The organism is Microthrixaceae bacterium (assembly GCA_016702505.1).
In the GTDB taxonomy this organism is placed as follows: domain Bacteria; phylum Actinomycetota; class Acidimicrobiia; order Acidimicrobiales; family Iamiaceae; genus Aquihabitans.
In genome coordinates, this window is sequence record JADJDU010000024.1 from 1 (window position 1) to 18,532 (window position 18,532).

An 18,532-nucleotide genomic window follows, 5' to 3' on the forward strand; every position below is an offset into this window, starting at 1 on the left:
TCCGGGCGCCCTGTGGATAACCAAAGAAACGGTGGCCCCGTCACCAGCTCCGGCGCACGACGGACGGTTGCAGGACCTCGATCACCGCAGCGTGGCAGCGTCTGCGCAGGTCAGGTGTGATCGTCTTGGTCCCTCGGATGCTGTTGCACAGCCGGTGGGCGTGCCGCACGTTGGCAGGGTCAGTGCATGACCCGCCATGAGCACGAGGTACCAGCTCATCGAGTGCTGATCCGAGCGGTGCCCGCTGGTGGTCAGCGTCGAGGTCGATGAGCAGACCGCACAGGTGGCAGCACGGTTGCGTCGCCCGAACGTGAGCTATGAGCTTGCGCCGAGCGTGGGACTTGAGCGGGTGGACCATTCGGTCAGCCTCCCCGGTAACGCAAGAGCGACCCGGGCGCAGGGCCACGGGTCGCACTCAACTGCTGTAGACCTATCATGCAGGTCAGCGCATTGCAAGTACCACGAGGCTACGAGGCTCGGCGTTTGCGTTGTGCGTGGGCTTTGGCCTCAGCGATCAGGCCCGGCGTGATGCGGCTGGTGCCGTTGGCCCATGCCCGACAGATCGCCTCATGGGGCATGACCTTGTGGTTGCGGCGGAAGGTCTTGCACTGGCCGCACAGACGACCGCCGCTGTCGGCCAGGTCGACGTCGAGCCCGAAGCGGGCACAGTTGGCGCAGGCCTGCCGCTTGGGTTGGGCTAGTGGTGGCTCTGGCCGGAGTCCTGCGCGCTGGACTCGGCTGCATGCGGTGAGGAGCCATGCCATGGTCTCATCGAGTAGGGCGAGGGCTGCGTCTGCTTCTCGGGTCCACTCGTCGGCGTCGGCGATCGACTCAGCAGAGGCCATCACCGCTGAGCCTGTCGGGTCGGAGTGGCTGCCCTTGGGTGCTCGGCCGTCGCTGCCGGAGCGGATCGACGCTTGTGCTCGGGCTTGGCGGTGCTTCTCGGCCACGATTGCATTTATGTCATGCGGGATGGTGTTTAGCCAGTTGGCCGCTATTTCTATATTGAGAATGATCCTGGCTCGGTCGGAGTTGTTCATGCTGCCGCCTGTGGGTTGCGCCGAATCATCCGGGTATCGGATTTACGGGAGTACCGGCCTCGGATTATCAGGTGCCCGTTGTTCCCGGCCTCGCGGATCATGCCGCTTACAGTTTTTGTTTGCAGGTCGTGCGCCGTCGCTACAGCGGCGACGATCTCGGGCATCGGCGTCCACGAGTCGTTGAGCCTCGACCATACATCACGCCAGGCGTCGCCGTATGGACTCCGCCTCGATGGGTCGAATCCCGGCCACAGTGCAGGTGGGTCCCAACCACCGGGACCCACCTGAGTTTTTTGGGTGGGGGTAGTGGGCGGCTGGGTGGGTCCCTGGGTGGGTCCCTCGGTGGGGTCTTCAGACCCCAACCCCACCGTGACGGGACCCACCCGGGACGAGCCCACACCAGGTGGGTCCGGGACCCACTGGGACCCACCGGGACCCACCTGGGTTATGGAGGGATTTGAGGGCAGTTATCCACAGGCTAGAACTCCTCGGTGAGGTCGGATCGGGGGGACTGGGGCACGACGTAGGGCTTGGTCAGGGTGTGGAGCTGGGATCGGTTCGGGCCGGGCCGGGTCGTCACATGCCCCTCCTCGATCAGGAGCCGGAGCGCTTCGGCCACCCACTTCTTTTTGCCTGACACGTCCGCCAATATGCCATTGCGAGTTGGGTAAACACCGGAGTCATTTAGGGTTTGGATTGCCGCTGCAACCTGCTCCATGAGAGTGGTCGGGCGGGTCCTTATTGGTGTGTCTGACTCGGGGCACAAGATGGCTAGCGACACATCACCGTCGGCCCGTGAGGTGAGCTGCAACGTCCCGACTCGTCTCACCGCCAGAAGCGAAGCCACGGACGTGGCCTGGCCGGTCCTTGGCGACGGTGATCCGGCTGGTGCCGGTGCGGCCGAGCCCGAACGGTTGGGTGACCTCCAGGCGGTACACAGCCCCATCCACCCCGGCCAGCTTGTGTTGGGCCCCGATGCCGTACCGGCCTCTGGCCTCCTTGTCTTTGGGCACGTGGTCGATGAGCACGACGGCGCATCCGTGACGGGCGATCCGTCGGGGAGCGCCAGGAGGAACTTGGCGGCGTCGTCGTTGTCGTTGATCGACCACCCGTTCTGTACCATCACCTCTGTGACGCCATCCACGATGGCCAGGGTTGGTTGGTGGTCGATCAGGAGCCGCTCTAGTGCGGCGATGGCCACCGGGTCGATCGGGTCGTCTGGGCGCACGTAGTGGAGTCGGCCGATGATGGCGTCACGGTCCACGCCGAGGGCCCGGAGTCGGCCGACGATGCCCGTGGCGTGGTCTTCGAAGTCGAGGTAGATGACGTGTTCGCCTTCGGTGAGACGCTCGGCGGCGGCGGCGCATGCCAGCCAGCTCTTGCCCGATTCGGATTCGGCGTTGAACGCGTGGACCCGCCCCGCGTAGAGGAGCTGGTGGCCGTCGTCGCGGGCGAGCATGGTGGGCTCGGGTGGCCCATCGCCGTCGATGACGGCTGCGAGGTCGACGGGGGTCCAGGTGGTCCCGGCGTCGTCGGCGGGTTGGGCGGCTGCGAGGCGCTGGAGTTGGGCGAGGCTGGTGTCTAGGTCGCCGTTGCGGGCCGAGTTGGCCGCTTCTAGCGCCCCGCTGAGCAGCGCCCGCAACCGGGCAGTGTGGATGATCCGCCGGGTGTAGGCGGGTGCGCTGGTCGACAGGGGAGCGTGGGTGACTATCGACAGGAGGTCGCGCCCGTCGAAGCTGCCGTTGCCTCTCGGTGGGACGGTGACCGGATCGGGTTGCTCGCCGGCGGCGACGGTCTCACAGATGGCGGTGTAGATCGCTTGATGCCGCGGGGCGTAGAAGTGCTCGGGCTCAAGGCCGAGACCGAGGACGGTCTCGGCTGCGGTCATCGAGTAGAGCATCACCCCGAGGACGCCGATCTCGGCGTCGGTGTCGTGGGGTACGTCTTGGCGGGTCCGGCTGGGCCGTGCCGTCAGTCCTTCGGCGGCGGCCTGGTCCTCGAGGATGTCGTCAGGGAGGTCGTCGGTGTCTGTGATCGTCACGCGCCCTTCCCGTCGGTCCAGAGGTCGTGGTGGGCGCCGGTGGTGATGGCGCGCTGGAGGACGGCTTGTTCGTCGGGGGTGCGGTCCGTCGCCAACATGGCCAGTTCGATGAGGTGGCCGAGGTCGGCACGGGACACCTCCACCGGCCGGTTCACGACGCCACCGCCTGAAGCGTGTGGCTGCGCTTGAGTTGGTCAGTCATCTTGGTCCTGTCTGTTCATGTCCCGCAGAATCCCGAGCAGTCCTCCCCGAACAGGGGGTAGATCCCATCCCGGTACTCCTCAATGTTGGCTTCCCGGAGTGGGACCCGCGAGTCGTGGACATAGGGTTCCCCCACCATCGGGAGGAGACCGGCGCGCTGCCGCTCCCGGAACGCCTCATCGAAGTGGACCGCCTGCTCCCACTCGTCGGGCGCGTGGTCTCGGAGCCGTCGCCACTCGTCGTCCCGGTGGAATGGGCAGCCGATACAGGCCGACTCGGGGGCCGTCCATCCGTGACGCTCCATCCATGCGTGGCAGCCATCCCGGTCCATCTTCTGGTCCACAAGGGGGTAGAGGTGCTCGATGCAGGCGTGGGCAGGGTCGCTCATCCGCTCGGTCTCATCCCACGAGATGCCGAAGGACTGGTTGACGGCGTGATGTAGCGGCCACCGCTGCCTCGGCTTCAACCCCAGCAACTCCCGGATCTTCTTCTCAACGGGCTCGATCTTGTAGGTCTTGGTGCAGGTGCGGCGCGTCCTGCCAGGAGTCCACTCGCCCGTCGTGGCAGCGGTGGGTTCGTCGGGCGCGACCTCATCACCCAGGGACACCGCCTGCCCACCCGTGGGCGTCTTTATGAAGAAGGGGATGAAGGACCGCTGTTTCCCGAGGTTCTCGGGGTGGTTCCTGGGGTTGCGAATGAACAGGTGCTCGTGTTGAGGGTTGATGTGGTCCTCGTAGATGTTGCCCGCCGAAACCGTGAGGACGGGGATGTCGTGAGCCTCCAACTCCGTCGTGAGCTTTGCCAGGTGGGCGTAGACCTCGGCGGGTTCCCATCCGGTGTCAGCGAAGATGCACGCATCGAACTTCGGGAGTTCTCCGTAGGCGGACATGAGGGCGACCGTTGTGGACTGCACCCCCGCCCCGAGGGACAGAATGTTCAGCACGTCACGCGTCATCTCGGTCCATGCCTTCCTTCGCTCGGGCCACGGCTCGCTTGGCTTCGGCCACGCCCTTCTTGTACGGGGCCGAGTGGATGATCGGGGCGCAGGTGGGGCAGGTGTTCGGGGTCCAGGCCGAGTTCGAGGATGGTGTCGGCTGCGTTGGTGGACCAGAGCATGACGCCGAGCACGCCGAGTTCGGCGTCGGTGTCGTGGGGTACGTCTTGGCGGGTCCGGCTGGGCCGTGCCGTCAGTCCTTCGGCGGCGGCCTGCTCCTCTAGGACGTGGAGGGGTTCGAGTTCGTGGGCGGCCTGGGGCATACTCACCCATCCGGCTCCTGCGCTTGCCGCCTTGCCCGCCTTGCCCGCTCAGCAGCGAGCCGAGCCGTAGCGCACTCGTCACACGTCGGGATGCCCTGGCGTCGATGCTCCACCGCACCCGCCTCCGTGCCGTGACGGATCGGACGTTTGCCCCGGATCTTGGCCCGCAACCGTTCCCGGTCGGTCGTGCCACCCCAGATGCCGCGCTCGTCGTGCTCGATCGCCCACGCCAGACATTCGGCCTGGTGCGGGCAGGTGCGGCACACGTTGATCGCAGCGGCCTCAGCCCGCAGGTCGTGACGGGGCGGGAACCAGTCGAGGCCGCTGCCACGACACGCCGCCTCCGGCCACACCGGCACCAGCACTGGGTTGGAGACGAGACCGGCCTCGGCACGCACCCTGATTCGGTCGCCGCTCACGCCGAGGTCCCGAACAACGTTGGCATCTGGCCCGAGAGGCAATGTGGCGAGAACCACAACACCTCCGTCGACCTGTTGGCGTGGTTACCGTCATGCCGTACGGCGCTCGCCGTGGTGCTGTAGGCCGCAGACGCACTCCACCTGTGACGCCTCCACGAGTCGGGCATGAGGTCGTCGTGTTCTGCGGCATACCCAGCTAGCACGATCCGATACCGAGGGTTGTCCCCGTTGTCGATGCACCAATCGCGCACCTCGTGCGCGATTGTGTGATCGTCGACCGAGTAGAGATCTGAGGTCCGCACGTCACCCAGATACGGCGGGTCGAGGAACACACCCACAGTTGACCCGTAGGCGAGTGCACCGTTCGTGACGACACGCGACCAGTCGCCGCAGCACACCCGAACGCCCCGCAACACCCGGGCCAGTCCATGCAGGTACTCCTCGATCCCCTGCCCGGCGTCGCCGAGGTGGGGGAGCTTGCGGTTGATCCCCTGCCCGGCGTCGCCGAGGTGGGGGAGCTGGCGGTTGATCCCCTGCCCGGCGTTGCCGAGGTGGGGGAGCTTGCGGTTGATCCCCCGCCCGGCGTCGCCGAGGTGGGGGAGCTGGCGGTTGATCCCCTGCCCGGCGTCGCCGAGGTGGGGGCGCTGGCGTTTGATCCCCCGCCCGGCGTCGCCGAGGTGGGGGAGCTTGCTCAGTCGTCCGTCATCGTCGAGCATCCACGGGCCAGAGCCCGCGCACCACCCCGACCCGATCCACGAGCAGATACCCCACACCCACCACCCGGCTACTTTCACGTCAAAGAAGTCGGGATCGGATGCGAGCGCATTGACCCGCTCCCTGCCTGACGTGACGAGCCACAGGTGACGGGCCTCCAGATCCGCCTCGTTCACCGGCCAGTCAGCGTGGGCGGCCACTCCCTCCGGGTCCGCTGCGAGCGCACGCCAGAAGTTCGACACGAACCGGTCAGCGTCGTTGACCGTCGACGTCGACCCCTTGTGCCACGTCGGCCGCTCGAGGAGCACGGCCAAGGAACCGGCGAACGGCTCGACGTAGTTGTCTACGTCACCCAACGCAGACCACACCTCTGTCGCCACCTTGCGCTTGCCGCCGAACCACGGGAACGGCGCCTTCACGGCCGAGCTCCGACCGGGGACATGCCGCCCCACACGCCGAGCGGCTCGTTGTCGAGCGCGTAGGCCAGGCACTCGGCCCGCACCTCGCACACCGCACAGATCCGCTTCGCCGCGTGGGCCGTGCGGTTCTTCGTCGGGAAGAACAGGTCGGGGTCGGCGCCACGGCACGCGCCGCGGTCCTGCCACGCCATCGGCTCCGGGACGGGGGGCTCGTAGGCCACCAGTTGCAGGGATGGGATCACGTCACGTTCCTTTCGTCGTCGATCGGTCGCCGGTCGGCGGCCGCCCTCACGCTGCGCCACGTACTCCCAGTCGCACTGGTCGGCGGGGAACACCCGCTCGAGCACGTCTGGGGGCCAGCACACGGGGCACCTGCGAGGCACGTGCGGGGCGCTGGTGGCACGTCGGGCGTCGATCAGAGCGCGGATCACGCCGAGGCCCCGAAGTCGAGGACGCCTTGCGCCAGCCGCTTCGCCGCTATCTCGCAATACCGTTCGTCCAGCTCCACACCGATGGCTTTACGGCCGAGGCGCTTCGCTGCGACGAGGGTGGACCCACTACCGGCGAACGGATCGGCCACTGTGCCGGGTGGGCACTTGGCGAGAAGCGACTCCATGAGGTCGATCGGCTTGGGGGTGGGGTGGCCGACCCGCTTCGGTTCTTGGTCCCTCCACTCGGTTGTGGTGATGACCGTCGGCCCGGGCTTGCCGGTCCATCCGGCGCCGATGATGTAGATCTCCTCGTCCGCCGGAAACCACGGCGCCTGGGTGATGCCAGGCTTCCGTCCCGCCTTATGCCAGATGAGGCGATGGCGGGTGCCGTCAGGGCGAGCTTCCCGCCATGACCCAAACACGGCGGCAGGGCGACCAGCACCCCACGCGGCGAGAGCCCAGTCCCTTATCTCTGTCGACTCGTCGCCCGCGATCGACTGCGTGGACGTGGCGCGCAGGCTTGGACTGCTCGCCATGCCGCGCGCCTCCCAAGCCACCCCATACGGCGGATCCGTCACGAGCACGTCGGCGGCCAGCCACGCGTCGACCTCGCGGCAGTCCCCGTGGTACAGGGTCACCCGCTCGTCGGAGTAGTACGGGGTGCTCACGGCTGGGCCTCATCCCCGACCATCCGCACCCGCCACGCCTCCCGGCGGTCGGCCATCAGGCGGTCACCAGGCCAGCAGTCGGCGCACACGGGCGACCCGTCCAGATCGTGGGCGCAGACCCGCACCTCGTTGCAGAGACCGCACTGCTCGTCGCTCAGTTCGCCCTTGAGCGCCCGCCAGTGGCGAGTCCCGCAAGCGGCCATCCCTGCCCCGAAGGTGGTCGCCGGGTCGCCGCAGACCATGCAGGGCTTCTGCGGCTTGCCCTCGAAGTCGCGGGACTGCCAGAACTTCCGCCAGTCGTACGCCCACGGGTCCTCCGCCATGTCCCCGGTGTCGATCCACTGGTCCACGCCGTTGGCCATCCACTGGGCGGCCTCGGCGGGTTCTTCCTGGATCACGGCGAGCCAGACGGCGATCTGGTTGTGGACCAGTCGGCCGTAGGAGCGGCTGAGCCACTCCATCGCCTCCCGGGTGCGGCGCAGCTCGGCGATCAGGCTGTCGCCTGTCACCGAGTCGATGCACGTCGGGTCGATCGCATCGAGGTCCAACCGTTCGTGCGCGGTCACGCCGCCCCCCGATCCGCGTCGAACGCCCACACGAACCCGAGGCCCACCGCGTCGCACGGCACCCACCACTCCTCAGCGGTGAGCCGGTGCGTGACCCGCACCTTCGTACCGTGCGTGCCGATCGACACCGTCGTGCCGCTGTCGGACACCCAGCACAGCTTCCCCTTGCGGAACAGCCGCGGCCAGCCGAGAGCTTCACCGAACTCGACGGGGGTCATGGCGTCGCCCCGAACAGGGCCAGCAACGCAGCCTCGGCCCGGCCGTCGTCTCGCACCCGGGCGAACGTCCGCACATGCTCGGGCCACGTCTCGATCGCCCGCTGACGGCTGGCGTTCTTGTCGGCCGACAGACCCAGCGCCTTCTTCCACGTGCTGGGCGGCACCAGCCGCACCGGCACACCGAGCGCACCCAACGCACCCAACACGGCACCGTGGCCCTCAGCGAACGTCCACACGCTGGACACGCCCTGTCGGGGCATGGCGTGCACCTTCTCCACCACGGCCAAGGCGAACTCGTCGGGTGCGTAGTCCCGCACCATGTCGGCCACCAGGGCGCCGAGCGGGTGCCCGGTCGCCTCTGGCATGTCGTGCACGTCGAGAAGCCCGAGCTGAGGGTGCAGCACGGCGAGGGCGCCGGTCTTGCCGGGGTCGACCCCGAGGATCAGGTCGGTCATCAATGCATCACCCCTGTGGCAGCACCTACCGTGCGCCGATGATTCTCCACGTCAGTTCGTCCGTTCTCTTGCACTACCAGTTCATGGTCGACCACCCGGAGTCGGCGGTCGGACGCCAGAACGCGCCGGGCTTCCCTGTTGATCCTCCCCGGGTGCAGTGCGGCCCTCACGGGTGCCCACCGAGCACCGCCCGCACTAATGGCGTCTATCAGCGTCTGCGGGGCCTTGAAGTCGGCCGTCTTGAAGTTCACTGCCACGAGAGCGGCAAGCTCATCAATCGCACGGTCGAGCTCCGTCGAGATGGCGGACAAATCGGTTGCGTGAGCTGCCCGCAACTTGGCCATGCCGGTCGACTCCATAGCGTCGACCTGGCGCTGTAGTTCGACCATCCGGGCTTCCATTGCCGGCACCCTGGCGGCCGTGTCCCTGAGGTCCCGTGCTCGCTGCTTGGCATCGACCAGCTCGGTCGTCAGCCGGTCGATGTGCTCGACGGCCGCCTCGTATCGCCGCTGCACTGAGAGCGCGGCTTGCTTACCCTTCGCCATCGTTGATCTCCTTGAGGGTGCCCAGCATGTGGGCCAGGTGCTTGTTGAGGAAGTTCGCTCGTCGCCACTCGCGGGAGCCCTTGGGTACATGCGGCAGGATCAGCCCCACGTCGCGGTGGATCGTCCGCAGCCTGGACTCGACGTGCCCGAGCTGATGGGAGGCACCAGCCTCGACTGGCTGCCACTCGGTGGTGACCTGGTAGCGCCAGCCGTCGCCGGGGGTGGGTGACGGGATGGCAAGGTCAAGGTCCGGGCACAGTTCGTCCCGGGCGTAGCGCAGTGCGTTCTCGACTCGACCGACAGGCCATGCCAGCTTCTCTGAGATCTGGCCTTTGGTGAGCGGGCCGCAGTCGACCAGCAGGTCTACGACCGTTTCGGCATTGCGGTGGAGGCTCTGGACTGTCGTCATCTCTCCACCTCTCCGGCCCATGTCCACGCGTCGACCATCGCCCGTTGACCGTCGGTCACGACACGATCCGTGCGCCACGCGGCGGTGCCGAACTCGTCATCGACCTGGTGCAGCACGGCGGTCACGAGGCGGCCCCCAGCGCAGCTCGGCGCTGCTCATGCGTCAGACCACCCCACACCCCGAACTGATCGTTGAGCGGGACCAGAGTCTCATGGTCGAGCGCCCAGTCACGACACTCCGACATCACCGGGCACCCGTGACAGACCCTGACCGCTGCCGCCTCAGCCAACGGGTCACGAGAGAAGAACACTGCTGCACCCGTGCCACGACACGCCGCATCGTCACGCCACCCGCTCACGACGCCTCCCGCTTCGCCCACGCGATCACCTGGACGGTCCGCTCGGTGGCGACCAGAACACCATTCGGGTCGGCGTACCCAGACACCCACCAAGGGGAGTGCAGCTCGAACTCTGAGAGTGGGCGGTGCGTGTACCACGAGATCAACCACGGGACAACACTCGATCTACTCACCCCTCACCCCTCTCGTTGTGCGCCCTGGCAGCAGCCACCGACGCTTCCCAGTCCGCATTGCGGGGCCACGCCGTACCGCACTTGCCGTGCGCCCAGAACAGCACCCCGTCGTAGACCTCGGGGTACTCGATGCCGTACAGCTCCACGTCAGGGACCGGACCACACGTCGGGCATTCCTGGGTGGTCATGCTCGGCCGCCGTCGCCGTTGCCGTTGCCGTAGCCGTAGCCGTCGCCGTAGCCGTCGCCGTCGCCGTGGCCGTAGCCGTAGCCGTGGCCGTAGCCGTAGCCGTAGCCGTAGCCGTAGCCGTAGCCGTAGCCGTCGCCGTCGCCGTTGCCGTAGCCGTTGCCGTCGCCGTTGCCGTAGCCGTCGCCGTCGCCGTCGCCGTAGCCGTCGCCGTCGCCGTCGCCGTCGCCGTCGCCGTAGCCGCCAGAGTCCTCCACAACGGACAGCACACCTCGCCCGGTCATCCGAGATGCCCCGACCACGCCTCAGCATCAGCGTGGATCGTCGCCACCACCGCCAACTCATGAATCTCCACGATCCCAGTAGGGTCCAGGACAGTCTCACCCAACGGCCCAGCCGCAAGCTCACCCAACCCAACAGACGTACCCCACCGGCGGATGGTGCGTGCACCGGTCAAGGTGACCACCTCGTTCTCGTGGCGGTAGTACCCGACCCACACCCAGCCACGCTGGCCGATCACGATCCGCACCTCACCACCCACAGGGCGGACCGGTGCGTACTCGACGCCATCAATCGTTACGTTGCTCACTTTGCCTTCTCCTTGTTGTTGTTGCTCATCGCTCATCGCTGCGTCTCCTGCTCGTCGTCGTGGAGCGGCCCACGCGTGAGCACCCCCCATACGTTCACCCCGGCCACCACCAGGACCATCACCGCCACGATCCACCAGTCCCATTGCCCACGCCCGATGGCGTCCGCTACGGCGGTCACGACTCGACCTCCCGGTCAATCTCGTACCGTGCGACCCTCATCCTCTGATCGAACTCGGCGCGGTGTGCCTCGATCAGCTCCTTGACCGCACGTCTCCTGGCCCTCGCGTACCTCTTCCCCGCGGCGTTGCCTGTCCGCTTGCGGCTCTCACGAACCGTGGCGGCCCTGTCCTCCAGCCACGCCGTCACCCCCATCTCAGCGCGCCTACGTTGGGCGCTCGCCTTGACCTTCGCCCCGTTACACTGCTTGCAGGCGTATGTCAGGCCGTCCTTGTGTTTCGCGTTGCGGTGGAACTCCGATAGCGGCTTCGCCTCGCCGCACGAACTGCACTGCTTGGTGGCTAGCTCCACGGCGCTCACGACTCGACCTCCACCACTGGACGGTCACACCGCTCAGTCGACAGACCTGCCGTCATCCACCGGTCAGTCTGCGCCTCACACACCGCGCCCCGGCGGCACTGCCAGTCAGACAGCACCGCACCCGCCAACGGGCCGGTGAAGGTGACCCCGCCGAGCACGCAGCCGATCACAGTCGAGAGCCTGCGCTTCGTCGTGCGCTTCACCGGTCGCCGTCCTTCAGCACCTCGACCGTGCCATCAGCGGAGAACATGACGTCCAGGGCCTCGCCTCCGTTGTCCCAGGCGATGACGCCCTCGACGGAGTGCGTCACCTTCCAGACGGTGCGACCGTCAGGCCACCGTCGCCCGACCGCCTCCCACGCCTGCACCCGCTCGGTCTCCGGCACGGGCACGGCCCGGGGAGCACGCACCTCCACCCACCGGTCCTCAACGAAGTCGTTGTCAGGGTCGAAGTCGTCAACCGTGTTGGGCCACCAAGCGCCGTGAGGGCCGAACCGCACCTGTTCGCCGCGCACCTGCCCGGCCTGGGCGAGCCACGTCGGCACCCCGTCCTCGTCCGTCAGCCCGGACAGCACCGCACCCGGCCACGGCGGGACGAGGGTGGCGTCCAGTTCGTCGGCCCAACTGCGGATGATTCGCTTGATTCCCGGGTCCTCGATGTAGCCGGAGTTGGCTATCCAGCGCAGCCGGTTGGCGGCGTCTCGCAGGACGCCATCCGGCCACGGCGGGACGGGGGACGGGGCGGCGAAGCACGCCCACCGGACGACCGCCTCCAGCAGCTCCTCCAGCAGCTCCTCGATCAGTTCCCGGGACTCCGGGTGCGTCTCCGCGTGCCGACGGGCACGGGTCGTCAGGTCGTCGGTCTCGCTCATCGCTTCTCCCATTCAGCGATCCGCACACGACACAACGCCATCGCGGCCTCGTACTCATCCGCATGGTCCGGTGCTCGACGCTGCACCTCAGCGGTCAGGTCATCGAGGGTTGCCCCGTCCGGGTGCCAGCACCCGACACTCACCCAGTACCCCGTCTCAGCGCGGAACAAGGTCAGGGTCTGGTCCTCGGACCCGATCGGGCCGACCGTCAGGACATGTCGGGACGTGGACACCCGAGCGTTCCCGTACACCTGAGCGTTCCCGAACACCTCAGCGTCCCCGAACACCTGAGCGTCCCCGAACACCTGAGCGTTCCCGAACACCTCAGCGTCCCCGGACACCCGAGCGGCCCCGTACACCCAAGCGGACCCGGACACCCGAGCGGCCCCGAACACCCAAGCGGCCCCGAACACCCGAGCGTTCCCGTATACCTCAGCGGTCCCGGACACCTGGGCCGAGCCGGACACCCAGGCCGAGCCGGACACCCGGGCCGAGCCGTACACCCGGGCCGAGCCGGACACCTGAGCGTCGGTCCGACGTAGGCGGTGTCATCGACTGACGCCGTGTCCTGCACCCAGCCGCCACCATTCGGGTGGCGATGCCACCCCGGACGTTCATCGCTCATCGCTCGTTCCTCTCTCGTCGTTCGGCCCGGTCCTCGACCACGGCGAGCACGTAGAAGCACACGGCCAGGATCAGCGGCAAGGCCAGCGGCCACGTCACGGCGTTCACGACGCCACCGCCATCGTCAGGGCCTCATGGCGGGCCCGTGTCCACTCGGGCACCCGGGCCAACTGGCCGGGCGACAGAGACGGCAGCGCCGTCGGAACCTCCAGCAGGCGCAACGACGGGTCCCAGCGGCCACCACAGAACCGGGCGATGCGCTGGGCGGTCTGGCGCACCCGGTCGGACTTGCCGAGCCCGGAACCGCTGCGCCAAGTCCAGGTCAGCCACCTCGACGGGCACGGCCTCGGCCCACATGGCCGGGAGCAGGCGCAGCAGTGCCACGGCCGTCGAGCCGACCACGGGCGTCCAGCACACCTCGACGTAGTCGGAGCGCAGCGGGTGGACGTTGCGGGCGGGAGCGGGCAGCGGGGTGAGGATCACGACGCACCGCCCGTCGCCTTGCGCAGCTCCCATTCACCGTTGGAACGCAGGAACAGTGAGTGGGTGCCGGCCTTGATCGATTCGAGGGCGTCGAAGAGGGCGGTCCACTCGTCGCCGTCCATGTCCTTCGAGGAGCTGGTGCGCTGGCCGGTGACGGTCTGGATCAGGTGGCGGCGCAGCTCGTCACGGTCCTCGTCGGGGTCGGACGGCCACGCCTCGGCCACCATCGCCCACATCTTCTTGTTGCGAGCGGCCGGGTCCGGGGTGGCCGGGTTGTAGGCGTCGATCGCCGTGTTGATCTGTTCGGCCTGCTCGGGGGTGATGTTGCCGGACTTCAGCGCCGGTATCCCGGCCTGCTTCCACCATTGCCCGAGGTCGTCCCGGTCCTCTTGGGTGAGGCCGTCGATGCGGGTCTGGATGGCAGCAGGGTCTACGACGGCATCGACCACCTCGGCATCGATGATGTCGTTGTAGTCGTCCTCGCCGGGGAGCGGGGGCAGGTTCTCGACCGTGACGGACGTCGGGGCCGTAGGTGCGGCAGCCTTGGCCGGTGCGGTCCTGCGGGCCGGTGCACGCTTGGCCTTGCGGGTCGTTGTCGGTGCAGCGTCCGGTTCGATGTCGACGCGGCCAGAGATGGCGATGTCGCCGTCAGCTATGAGGTCGCCGTCGGACAGCTCCTCAGGCGTGTAGCCGATCCCGCCGAGCACGTCGGCGAAGTTGTCCCGGCAGATTTCCCCGGTGGCGCGGGCGGCGAGCATGGCCCGCGGGTACTTCCGGTAGTTCTGGCCACCCGCCAGGCCCGCCGCCTTGGCGTCGTCCATCGTCCAGGTGACCTTGGCGACGCGGTCCTCGGGCCAGTCGGCCCGGCGGGCGCAGATCGTGACCTTCGTGTTCGACTTCACCTCGAACCACAGGTCGTGGCCGGCCCGATGCACGAGCGCCCGCATGAGCTTGGCGGACATGCACGGGCGCCCGTTGATCACGGAGATCTCCGAGAGGGCCTGCATCGGCCCGATGCCGATCTCGTGGCCGGTGAGCATGGCGGCCATGACGGCCTCGGGCTTGCCGCGAAGCCCGGCCGGGGCGAAGTCGGTGCGGGCGATCTGATCGGCGAGGCTGGCGGCCTGTGGCACCAGGTCGAACGAGCTGGCGGGGACGAGTGCGGTGCTCACGATGCAGCCTCCATGGCGACGTCGGCGGGGGTGATGGCGTCGTGCTTGGCGGCGAGGTCCCGGTCCTTTTGGGCGGCGAGGAACCGGCCCACCTGCTGGCAGTACAAGAAGCTCCTGAACTGCTCGGGGCCTGCGTCGAAGGGGTAGAGGTCGTAGCCGTCGGCCCGGAGCCACAGCACGCCGCACCAGTCGACGGGCGGCATGGGGACCGTCTCGTTGTCGATGAGTGCCACCTCTGCGTGGCGGTAGGCGGCGAGCTGTAGGGCCACCTCACCGAACGGGCCGGACCGGTTGGTCTTGAGGTCGACCAAGCATCGGCCGAGACCCGGGAGGGTGGCGATCATGTCGAGCGTCCCGCAGTACCCGTGCTTGGCGGACCCGATGACAACCTCGGTGAGGGCGTCAGTTGGCTGCCAGTCATCGAGGAACGCGATGTAGGCGTCGACGTGGCCAGAGATCGGTTCGGGGACTTCGACCTCTTCGCCGTGGGTGAGGAGTTCGGCGATCCGGTGGACCTCGGTACCTCGGTTGGCTGCCTGGTCGCGGTCCTCCCAGTGGACGCCCTTGAGGACTTCGGCGACCTTGGTGCGGGAGAGCTTGGCGGGCCACGGCTTGGACTTGGCCCGGGCGATCTCGGCGAGGTCGTCCACGAGCTGGTCGGCGGTGATGTGTTCGCCGTTCTGGTCGAGGCGGTCGGCGACGTATTCGGCGATGGTCTTGGCGGCCCAGCCGATGAGGGCAGGCTTGGGAAGCCCGTCGCCGATGATGGTGGTGACGCCTGGGAGCTTCTGACCGTTGAGCCGGTAGCTGTGGTTGCGGCCGTGCTGTCGGCGCTCGAGGACGGGTAGGTCGGTCATCGGGTGCCTCCAGCGGTAGTGCGGCCGAGTGCGGTCATTGCCTGGTCGTGTGCGGTGATGGTCCGGCCCTCGCGCAGGGACTCACGGCAGCGGGCCAGCCAGTGGAGGCCTCGGGCCTGGTCGGCGGGCCTGATCGGGGACGTGATGGCCGCGGTCATGCGGGCAACCCAGCGACACGAGCAGCGGCCTGGTCGTGGGCCTCAGCGAGGATCTCCACGAGGCCCTCGCCGTCGTAGCACACCAGCTCGATCACTGCGCCAGGCAGGTCGAGTGTCAGGGTGATGGTGCCGTGACTGGTGCGAGGCCCGACGGTGATGGCGGGAGACGGATCGCCTGGCATCAGATCGACACGGATGGTGGTTGCTGGGGGCATCTATGCTCCTAGGTGGTTAGGTGGCCCACCCCGGCTTGTGAGGTCGTGGGGTGGGCCGTCTGCTTTTTGGTGGCGGATGGCCGAGGTCCGATGCGATCGGACGGGCGTGCGTGGGGAGGTCAACCCCTAAGAAGGCCTCCGCCCCGGCGCTACCGGGGTCATCACCCAGTGGGCTCGGCCACCCGGCGAGAGGGAGCAATGAGGCATCAGGGGAGGGACCTCGCTGCTCCCCTCGCCCGGCATCCGAGCGGAGGGGTCAGGGTCTTCGGGGTCGGGTGAGCAGCCAGACCGCGATGGCGGTGAGCAGGAGGGTCCCGGCGCACCAGCCGGCGGAACATGAGAGGGCGATCCTCATGACTCCACCGCCAGGTGGTCAGAGACCCAGGCCTCGTAGTCGCAGACCCGGACCCGGACTGATCGGCCGATGCGCACGGCGGGGAGGTCGTTGTCCTCGATGAGCCGGTAGATGGTGGACCGGCCGAGGTGGGTCCACTGCGCGATCTGGTCGGCCGTGACGAGCTGGGTCGGGGGTCATGAGGCCACCTCGGCGGGGACCTCGTGCCGTGCTCGAGGCCCTCGAAGAGGGTGCCGGGGTGGCAACGTCGAGCACTCGGGCGATCCGGTGGGCGACGGGAATGCTCGCCCGGTGATGTCCGCCGACGAGGCCGCTGAGGGTGCCAGGGATCTCGGCCCGCCCGCCACGTCCGTGAGGGTCAGGCCGGTGAAGCGAAGGAGGTCGTCCCACGCCCATCGGTTGAGGGAGTGTCCGGCTGGTCGTGCCATGGCGGACACTTTCTCAAACGTCTGCAAACCTTGTCAAGAGATTAGCAAAACAAACCCGAGCGGCGCTGCTCAGGGTGGAGGCCCAGACGGCGCGCAACTGGCGGACGCGGGGTGTGCTCCCTGAGCCGGACTGGACGGTCTCGGGTGGCCCGGCGTGGTCGTGGCCGAGGGTCGCGGCGTGGGCGATGCGGACCGGGCGACTCTGACCCCCTGGCGCGACAAAAGGCCCCGCGCTCAACCCCTGATGGGGAGCACGGGGGCCTTTGCGTCTGACCGGGAGGCGGGAACCCGGTCAGATCATGGGGACGATCACTGGCCAGTCGTTGCGCCGCCAATCGGTGTCTGGGACCTGCCAGCGGTCGATGACCTCGGGGAGATGAGCGCCTCGAGCACCTCGGAGCAGGCAGGCCGGGGTCCGTCGATGGCCAGTGCCGACACCAGCTCGGGGACGGTCGCACCCTTGCCCCACGATCCCCAGTCGAGGGCGATCAGCTCAGCGAGCACCCTGCCTGGCGTCATGCCGGGGCGATGTCTGGGCCGCGGCGGGCCGTGTCGGTGTGTCGGGCGATGTCGTCCACCCGGCCAGCGATCGACGCGTCGACGGAGCGGATAGCGGTGTATTCGGTGCGGATCATCACGTCTAGTCCGGCCGACACGATGGCAATCTGGTTGCCGAGTCGTGCCATGGCGACCTCGGTGCGGTCCGCGACATCACGGAGCGACGAACCGTCGTTGGTCCGCACCTCGTGTTCGACGCGCTCTAGTCGGTCGTGGAGTGGTGCGGTGTGCGGGTCGAGGACGGTGTCTATCCATGTCGCGAGCGGGTCAGCGACGAGGTGCGCCCACAGCCAGCGGATCGGTCGGGAGATGAGCGGGAGTTTCGCCGCGGCTGCGATGGTGACGAGCGCTCCGGCAACAGCACCGACCGCTATCGCGGAGTCCCTCAGGGTGATGAGCCACGGGGCCACGTCGGCGGTCACCGTTGGGCGTGGGGGTCGTTGCGGATGGCGTCGTCTCGGGAGGCACCCACCTTCTCTGCGATGGCCACCAGCCAACCCCGGAGCGAGCCGTAGAACTGTTTGAGCTGCTCGGCTTGCTCGGCGAGGAGCTGCTCGCAGTGGGCGGCACGGAGGCCAGCGGCACGGGCTTCGGCGAGGGCGTCGGCGAGCATCTGGCGGTCAGCGTCGGTCATGTCAGTGTCCTCGGTGGATGGTCCGGTGGGTTCGGTCGGCCCGGCGGGTCCGTCGATCCCGGCGAGCTTGGCTTGGAGTAGCGGGTAGATGAGGGTGCCGGGGCAGGTCTTGCCCTTCTGGCTGTAGTCCTTGTGGCCGCTGATCTTGGGTCGGCGTTGGAGCTTGCCGAGCCGGATGCCCTCACCTATGAGCCAGCGGGTCGAGGCCCATTGGGCGTCGGTGGCGGGCCATTTGTCGCCATGCCCAAGGAAGCAGACCCCGGCAGCGGTGGAGTTGCGGCCCTCAGTGTGTGCGCCGGAGCGCCCCCAGCCGCGGCCCTCGAAGATCCGTCCCGACGGTGCGATGAGGAAGCTGTAGGCGATGCCATCCCAGCCCCTCGATGGTCCGACGTGGAACGCTTCGATGGCCCGTATCCAGCCCTTCTCGGTGCCCTCGCTGGCCGGGGCACGCTGCGACCCGGCTTCGGTGTGGATCACGACCTCACCCCACGGGAGCTTGGCAGACACGTCGCTGCCACGCTTGGGGCCTGCACCCCATTGGGCGCGGGTGATGACGTTCACCGTTCGGCGTCCTCGGGTAGCCCGGTCAGCGAGGTGAGCAGGCTGAGGATCGTGGCGAGCGCAACAGTGGATGCGACGAGCGGCCAATCGACCTGGGCGACGAGGGTGGCGGCACCGATGGCACCAATAGCGGTCTGTGCCGCGGTGCGGATCGCACGGACCATGGCTGAGCGAGTGAAGGGCATGGTCAGTCTTCTGTGTCGTCGGTGTCGAGCAGGTCGAGCACCAGTCGGATGAGGGCGTTGATTTCGCGGGTGAGCCGTGCGACCTGTGCCCGCTGTTGTGCGGCGGTCCGGGGAGGCGAGGGCGAGGTAGTCCCGGTTTGCGTCGAGCCGTTGGCGTAGACGTTTGATGGTGCCGTCGTGGTCCATGGTGCCAATCAATCCGTGG

34 protein-coding genes are annotated in these 18,532 nt (G+C 68.1%); 1 reads left to right on the forward strand and 33 read right to left on the reverse strand.

The window, feature by feature from the left end; all coding sequences use genetic code 11:
- Nucleotides 1-467: 467 nt before the first annotated feature.
- The 4 genes from IPG97_15855 to IPG97_15870 all read right to left on the reverse strand — a co-directional run bounded on the left by IPG97_15855 (nt 468) and on the right by IPG97_15870 (nt 4,237).
- Entirely contained in the window at nt 468-1,040 is a 573-nt protein-coding gene (locus tag IPG97_15855) for a hypothetical protein (protein ID MBK6857969.1), read from the reverse strand.
- Between the two features lie 478 nt (nt 1,041-1,518).
- Nucleotides 1,519-3,081, reverse strand: a complete 1,563-nt coding sequence (locus tag IPG97_15860) for an AAA family ATPase (GenBank protein ID MBK6857970.1) — start codon at nt 3,079-3,081, stop codon at nt 1,519-1,521.
- A complete protein-coding gene (locus tag IPG97_15865; GenBank protein MBK6857971.1) occupies nt 3,078-3,236 on the reverse strand; it encodes a hypothetical protein in 159 nt (52 codons plus the stop codon). Before IPG97_15865 ends, IPG97_15860 begins: the two co-directional genes overlap by 4 nt.
- 62 nt (nt 3,237-3,298) lie before the next feature.
- Nucleotides 3,299-4,237 carry a hypothetical protein gene (locus tag IPG97_15870; GenBank protein MBK6857972.1) on the reverse strand — a complete coding sequence of 313 codons (939 nt, stop codon included), beginning with the start codon at nt 4,235-4,237 and terminating at the stop codon, nt 3,299-3,301.
- 8 nt (nt 4,238-4,245) lie between these two features.
- Here IPG97_15870 and IPG97_15875 point away from each other — a divergent pair, with 8 nt between their 5' ends.
- Nucleotides 4,246-4,500 (forward strand): hypothetical protein, encoded by a 255-nt coding sequence (locus IPG97_15875; protein ID MBK6857973.1) that lies wholly within the window; start codon nt 4,246-4,248, stop codon nt 4,498-4,500.
- A 41-nt stretch (nt 4,501-4,541) separates the two neighbouring features.
- Here IPG97_15875 and IPG97_15880 read toward each other — a convergent pair whose 3' ends face one another.
- From IPG97_15880 to IPG97_16020, 29 genes are all read right to left on the reverse strand, one after another.
- On the reverse strand, nt 4,542-4,958 hold the full coding sequence (locus IPG97_15880; GenBank protein MBK6857974.1) for a WhiB family transcriptional regulator: 417 nt from the start codon (nt 4,956-4,958) through the stop codon (nt 4,542-4,544).
- Nucleotides 4,955-6,091, reverse strand: a complete 1,137-nt coding sequence (locus tag IPG97_15885; protein ID MBK6857975.1) for a DNA adenine methylase — start codon at nt 6,089-6,091, stop codon at nt 4,955-4,957. The genes IPG97_15880 and IPG97_15885 overlap by 4 nt, the downstream gene beginning before the upstream one ends.
- Nucleotides 6,088-6,282, reverse strand: coding sequence for a WhiB family transcriptional regulator (locus IPG97_15890; GenBank protein ID MBK6857976.1), 195 nt, complete (start codon nt 6,280-6,282; stop codon nt 6,088-6,090). Before IPG97_15890 ends, IPG97_15885 begins: the two co-directional genes overlap by 4 nt.
- A gap of 236 nt (nt 6,283-6,518) precedes the next feature.
- Entirely contained in the window at nt 6,519-7,190 is a 672-nt protein-coding gene (locus tag IPG97_15895; GenBank protein MBK6857977.1) for a site-specific DNA-methyltransferase, read from the reverse strand.
- A complete protein-coding gene (locus IPG97_15900) occupies nt 7,187-7,756 on the reverse strand; it encodes a hypothetical protein (protein ID MBK6857978.1) in 570 nt (189 codons plus the stop codon). Before IPG97_15900 ends, IPG97_15895 begins: the two co-directional genes overlap by 4 nt.
- A complete protein-coding gene (locus IPG97_15905; GenBank protein ID MBK6857979.1) occupies nt 7,753-7,974 on the reverse strand; it encodes a hypothetical protein in 222 nt (73 codons plus the stop codon). The genes IPG97_15900 and IPG97_15905 overlap by 4 nt, the downstream gene beginning before the upstream one ends.
- Nucleotides 7,971-8,429, reverse strand: coding sequence for a hypothetical protein (locus tag IPG97_15910; GenBank protein MBK6857980.1), 459 nt, complete (start codon nt 8,427-8,429; stop codon nt 7,971-7,973). The genes IPG97_15905 and IPG97_15910 overlap by 4 nt, the downstream gene beginning before the upstream one ends.
- Nucleotides 8,429-8,974 (reverse strand): hypothetical protein, encoded by a 546-nt coding sequence (locus tag IPG97_15915; protein MBK6857981.1) that lies wholly within the window; start codon nt 8,972-8,974, stop codon nt 8,429-8,431. The genes IPG97_15910 and IPG97_15915 overlap by 1 nt, the downstream gene beginning before the upstream one ends.
- The gene (locus IPG97_15920) at nt 8,961-9,383 is read right to left on the reverse strand and encodes a hypothetical protein (GenBank protein ID MBK6857982.1); all 423 of its coding nucleotides are present in this window, start codon (nt 9,381-9,383) and stop codon (nt 8,961-8,963) included. The genes IPG97_15915 and IPG97_15920 overlap by 14 nt, the downstream gene beginning before the upstream one ends.
- Before the next feature lie 121 nt (nt 9,384-9,504).
- A complete protein-coding gene (locus tag IPG97_15925; GenBank protein ID MBK6857983.1) occupies nt 9,505-9,762 on the reverse strand; it encodes a WhiB family transcriptional regulator in 258 nt (85 codons plus the stop codon).
- A 148-nt stretch (nt 9,763-9,910) separates the two neighbouring features.
- Nucleotides 9,911-10,102, reverse strand: coding sequence for a hypothetical protein (locus IPG97_15930; protein ID MBK6857984.1), 192 nt, complete (start codon nt 10,100-10,102; stop codon nt 9,911-9,913).
- Nucleotides 10,099-10,383, reverse strand: a complete 285-nt coding sequence (locus IPG97_15935; protein ID MBK6857985.1) for a hypothetical protein — start codon at nt 10,381-10,383, stop codon at nt 10,099-10,101. The genes IPG97_15930 and IPG97_15935 overlap by 4 nt, the downstream gene beginning before the upstream one ends.
- Nucleotides 10,380-10,688 (reverse strand): hypothetical protein, encoded by a 309-nt coding sequence (locus tag IPG97_15940; GenBank protein ID MBK6857986.1) that lies wholly within the window; start codon nt 10,686-10,688, stop codon nt 10,380-10,382. The genes IPG97_15935 and IPG97_15940 overlap by 4 nt, the downstream gene beginning before the upstream one ends.
- 32 nt (nt 10,689-10,720) lie before the next feature.
- Nucleotides 10,721-10,867 carry a hypothetical protein gene (locus IPG97_15945; protein ID MBK6857987.1) on the reverse strand — a complete coding sequence of 49 codons (147 nt, stop codon included), beginning with the start codon at nt 10,865-10,867 and terminating at the stop codon, nt 10,721-10,723.
- Entirely contained in the window at nt 10,864-11,226 is a 363-nt protein-coding gene (locus IPG97_15950) for a hypothetical protein (GenBank protein ID MBK6857988.1), read from the reverse strand. The genes IPG97_15945 and IPG97_15950 overlap by 4 nt, the downstream gene beginning before the upstream one ends.
- Nucleotides 11,223-11,429: a hypothetical protein gene (locus tag IPG97_15955; GenBank protein ID MBK6857989.1), complete on the reverse strand. Its 207-nt coding sequence runs from the start codon at nt 11,427-11,429 to the stop codon at nt 11,223-11,225. Before IPG97_15955 ends, IPG97_15950 begins: the two co-directional genes overlap by 4 nt.
- Complete coding sequence (locus IPG97_15960) at nt 11,426-12,097, reverse strand: hypothetical protein (GenBank protein ID MBK6857990.1); 672 nt, start codon at nt 12,095-12,097, stop codon at nt 11,426-11,428. The genes IPG97_15955 and IPG97_15960 overlap by 4 nt, the downstream gene beginning before the upstream one ends.
- A complete protein-coding gene (locus IPG97_15965; GenBank protein MBK6857991.1) occupies nt 12,094-12,618 on the reverse strand; it encodes a polymer-forming cytoskeletal protein in 525 nt (174 codons plus the stop codon). The genes IPG97_15960 and IPG97_15965 overlap by 4 nt, the downstream gene beginning before the upstream one ends.
- A 235-nt stretch (nt 12,619-12,853) precedes the next feature.
- Nucleotides 12,854-13,204, reverse strand: coding sequence for a hypothetical protein (locus IPG97_15970; protein MBK6857992.1), 351 nt, complete (start codon nt 13,202-13,204; stop codon nt 12,854-12,856).
- Nucleotides 13,201-14,376: a hypothetical protein gene (locus IPG97_15975; protein MBK6857993.1), complete on the reverse strand. Its 1,176-nt coding sequence runs from the start codon at nt 14,374-14,376 to the stop codon at nt 13,201-13,203. The genes IPG97_15970 and IPG97_15975 overlap by 4 nt, the downstream gene beginning before the upstream one ends.
- Nucleotides 14,373-15,233: a hypothetical protein gene (locus tag IPG97_15980; protein MBK6857994.1), complete on the reverse strand. Its 861-nt coding sequence runs from the start codon at nt 15,231-15,233 to the stop codon at nt 14,373-14,375. The genes IPG97_15975 and IPG97_15980 overlap by 4 nt, the downstream gene beginning before the upstream one ends.
- Nucleotides 15,230-15,391, reverse strand: a complete 162-nt coding sequence (locus IPG97_15985) for a hypothetical protein (GenBank protein MBK6857995.1) — start codon at nt 15,389-15,391, stop codon at nt 15,230-15,232. Before IPG97_15985 ends, IPG97_15980 begins: the two co-directional genes overlap by 4 nt.
- Nucleotides 15,388-15,606 (reverse strand): hypothetical protein, encoded by a 219-nt coding sequence (locus IPG97_15990; GenBank protein ID MBK6857996.1) that lies wholly within the window; start codon nt 15,604-15,606, stop codon nt 15,388-15,390. The genes IPG97_15985 and IPG97_15990 overlap by 4 nt, the downstream gene beginning before the upstream one ends.
- 351 nt (nt 15,607-15,957) lie before the next feature.
- Nucleotides 15,958-16,107: an excisionase family DNA-binding protein gene (locus IPG97_15995; GenBank protein ID MBK6857997.1), complete on the reverse strand. Its 150-nt coding sequence runs from the start codon at nt 16,105-16,107 to the stop codon at nt 15,958-15,960.
- Between the two features lie 591 nt (nt 16,108-16,698).
- A complete protein-coding gene (locus tag IPG97_16000) occupies nt 16,699-16,908 on the reverse strand; it encodes a hypothetical protein (GenBank protein ID MBK6857998.1) in 210 nt (69 codons plus the stop codon).
- Nucleotides 16,905-17,369, reverse strand: coding sequence for a hypothetical protein (locus IPG97_16005; GenBank protein MBK6857999.1), 465 nt, complete (start codon nt 17,367-17,369; stop codon nt 16,905-16,907). The genes IPG97_16000 and IPG97_16005 overlap by 4 nt, the downstream gene beginning before the upstream one ends.
- Nucleotides 17,366-18,142 carry an N-acetylmuramoyl-L-alanine amidase gene (locus IPG97_16010; protein ID MBK6858000.1) on the reverse strand — a complete coding sequence of 259 codons (777 nt, stop codon included), beginning with the start codon at nt 18,140-18,142 and terminating at the stop codon, nt 17,366-17,368. The genes IPG97_16005 and IPG97_16010 overlap by 4 nt, the downstream gene beginning before the upstream one ends.
- Nucleotides 18,139-18,327 carry a hypothetical protein gene (locus IPG97_16015; protein MBK6858001.1) on the reverse strand — a complete coding sequence of 63 codons (189 nt, stop codon included), beginning with the start codon at nt 18,325-18,327 and terminating at the stop codon, nt 18,139-18,141. The genes IPG97_16010 and IPG97_16015 overlap by 4 nt, the downstream gene beginning before the upstream one ends.
- Nucleotides 18,328-18,329: 2 nt before the next feature.
- Nucleotides 18,330-18,521 (reverse strand): hypothetical protein, encoded by a 192-nt coding sequence (locus IPG97_16020; protein MBK6858002.1) that lies wholly within the window; start codon nt 18,519-18,521, stop codon nt 18,330-18,332.
- Nucleotides 18,522-18,532: the final 11 nt, after the last annotated feature.

Coding starts and splice junctions, on each gene's coding strand:
- IPG97_15855 (MBK6857969.1), bottom strand. CDS start 1,040: ATGAACAACTCCGACCGAGCCAGGATCATTCTCAATATAGAAATAGCG.
- IPG97_15870 (MBK6857972.1), bottom strand. CDS start 4,237: ATGACGCGTGACGTGCTGAACATTCTGTCCCTCGGGGCGGGGGTGCAG.
- IPG97_15875 (MBK6857973.1), top strand. CDS start 4,246: ATGCCTTCCTTCGCTCGGGCCACGGCTCGCTTGGCTTCGGCCACGCCC.
- IPG97_15890 (MBK6857976.1), bottom strand. CDS start 6,282: ATGGCGTGGCAGGACCGCGGCGCGTGCCGTGGCGCCGACCCCGACCTG.
- IPG97_15905 (MBK6857979.1), bottom strand. CDS start 7,974: ATGACCCCCGTCGAGTTCGGTGAAGCTCTCGGCTGGCCGCGGCTGTTC.
- IPG97_15910 (MBK6857980.1), bottom strand. CDS start 8,429: ATGACCGACCTGATCCTCGGGGTCGACCCCGGCAAGACCGGCGCCCTC.
- IPG97_15915 (MBK6857981.1), bottom strand. CDS start 8,974: ATGGCGAAGGGTAAGCAAGCCGCGCTCTCAGTGCAGCGGCGATACGAG.
- IPG97_15920 (MBK6857982.1), bottom strand. CDS start 9,383: ATGACGACAGTCCAGAGCCTCCACCGCAATGCCGAAACGGTCGTAGAC.
- IPG97_15930 (MBK6857984.1), bottom strand. CDS start 10,102: ATGACCACCCAGGAATGCCCGACGTGTGGTCCGGTCCCTGACGTGGAG.
- IPG97_15935 (MBK6857985.1), bottom strand. CDS start 10,383: ATGACCGGGCGAGGTGTGCTGTCCGTTGTGGAGGACTCTGGCGGCTAC.
- IPG97_15960 (MBK6857990.1), bottom strand. CDS start 12,097: ATGAGCGAGACCGACGACCTGACGACCCGTGCCCGTCGGCACGCGGAG.
- IPG97_15980 (MBK6857994.1), bottom strand. CDS start 15,233: ATGACCGACCTACCCGTCCTCGAGCGCCGACAGCACGGCCGCAACCAC.
- IPG97_15985 (MBK6857995.1), bottom strand. CDS start 15,391: ATGACCGCGGCCATCACGTCCCCGATCAGGCCCGCCGACCAGGCCCGA.
- IPG97_15990 (MBK6857996.1), bottom strand. CDS start 15,606: ATGCCCCCAGCAACCACCATCCGTGTCGATCTGATGCCAGGCGATCCG.
- IPG97_16000 (MBK6857998.1), bottom strand. CDS start 16,908: ATGACGCCAGGCAGGGTGCTCGCTGAGCTGATCGCCCTCGACTGGGGA.
- IPG97_16015 (MBK6858001.1), bottom strand. CDS start 18,327: ATGCCCTTCACTCGCTCAGCCATGGTCCGTGCGATCCGCACCGCGGCA.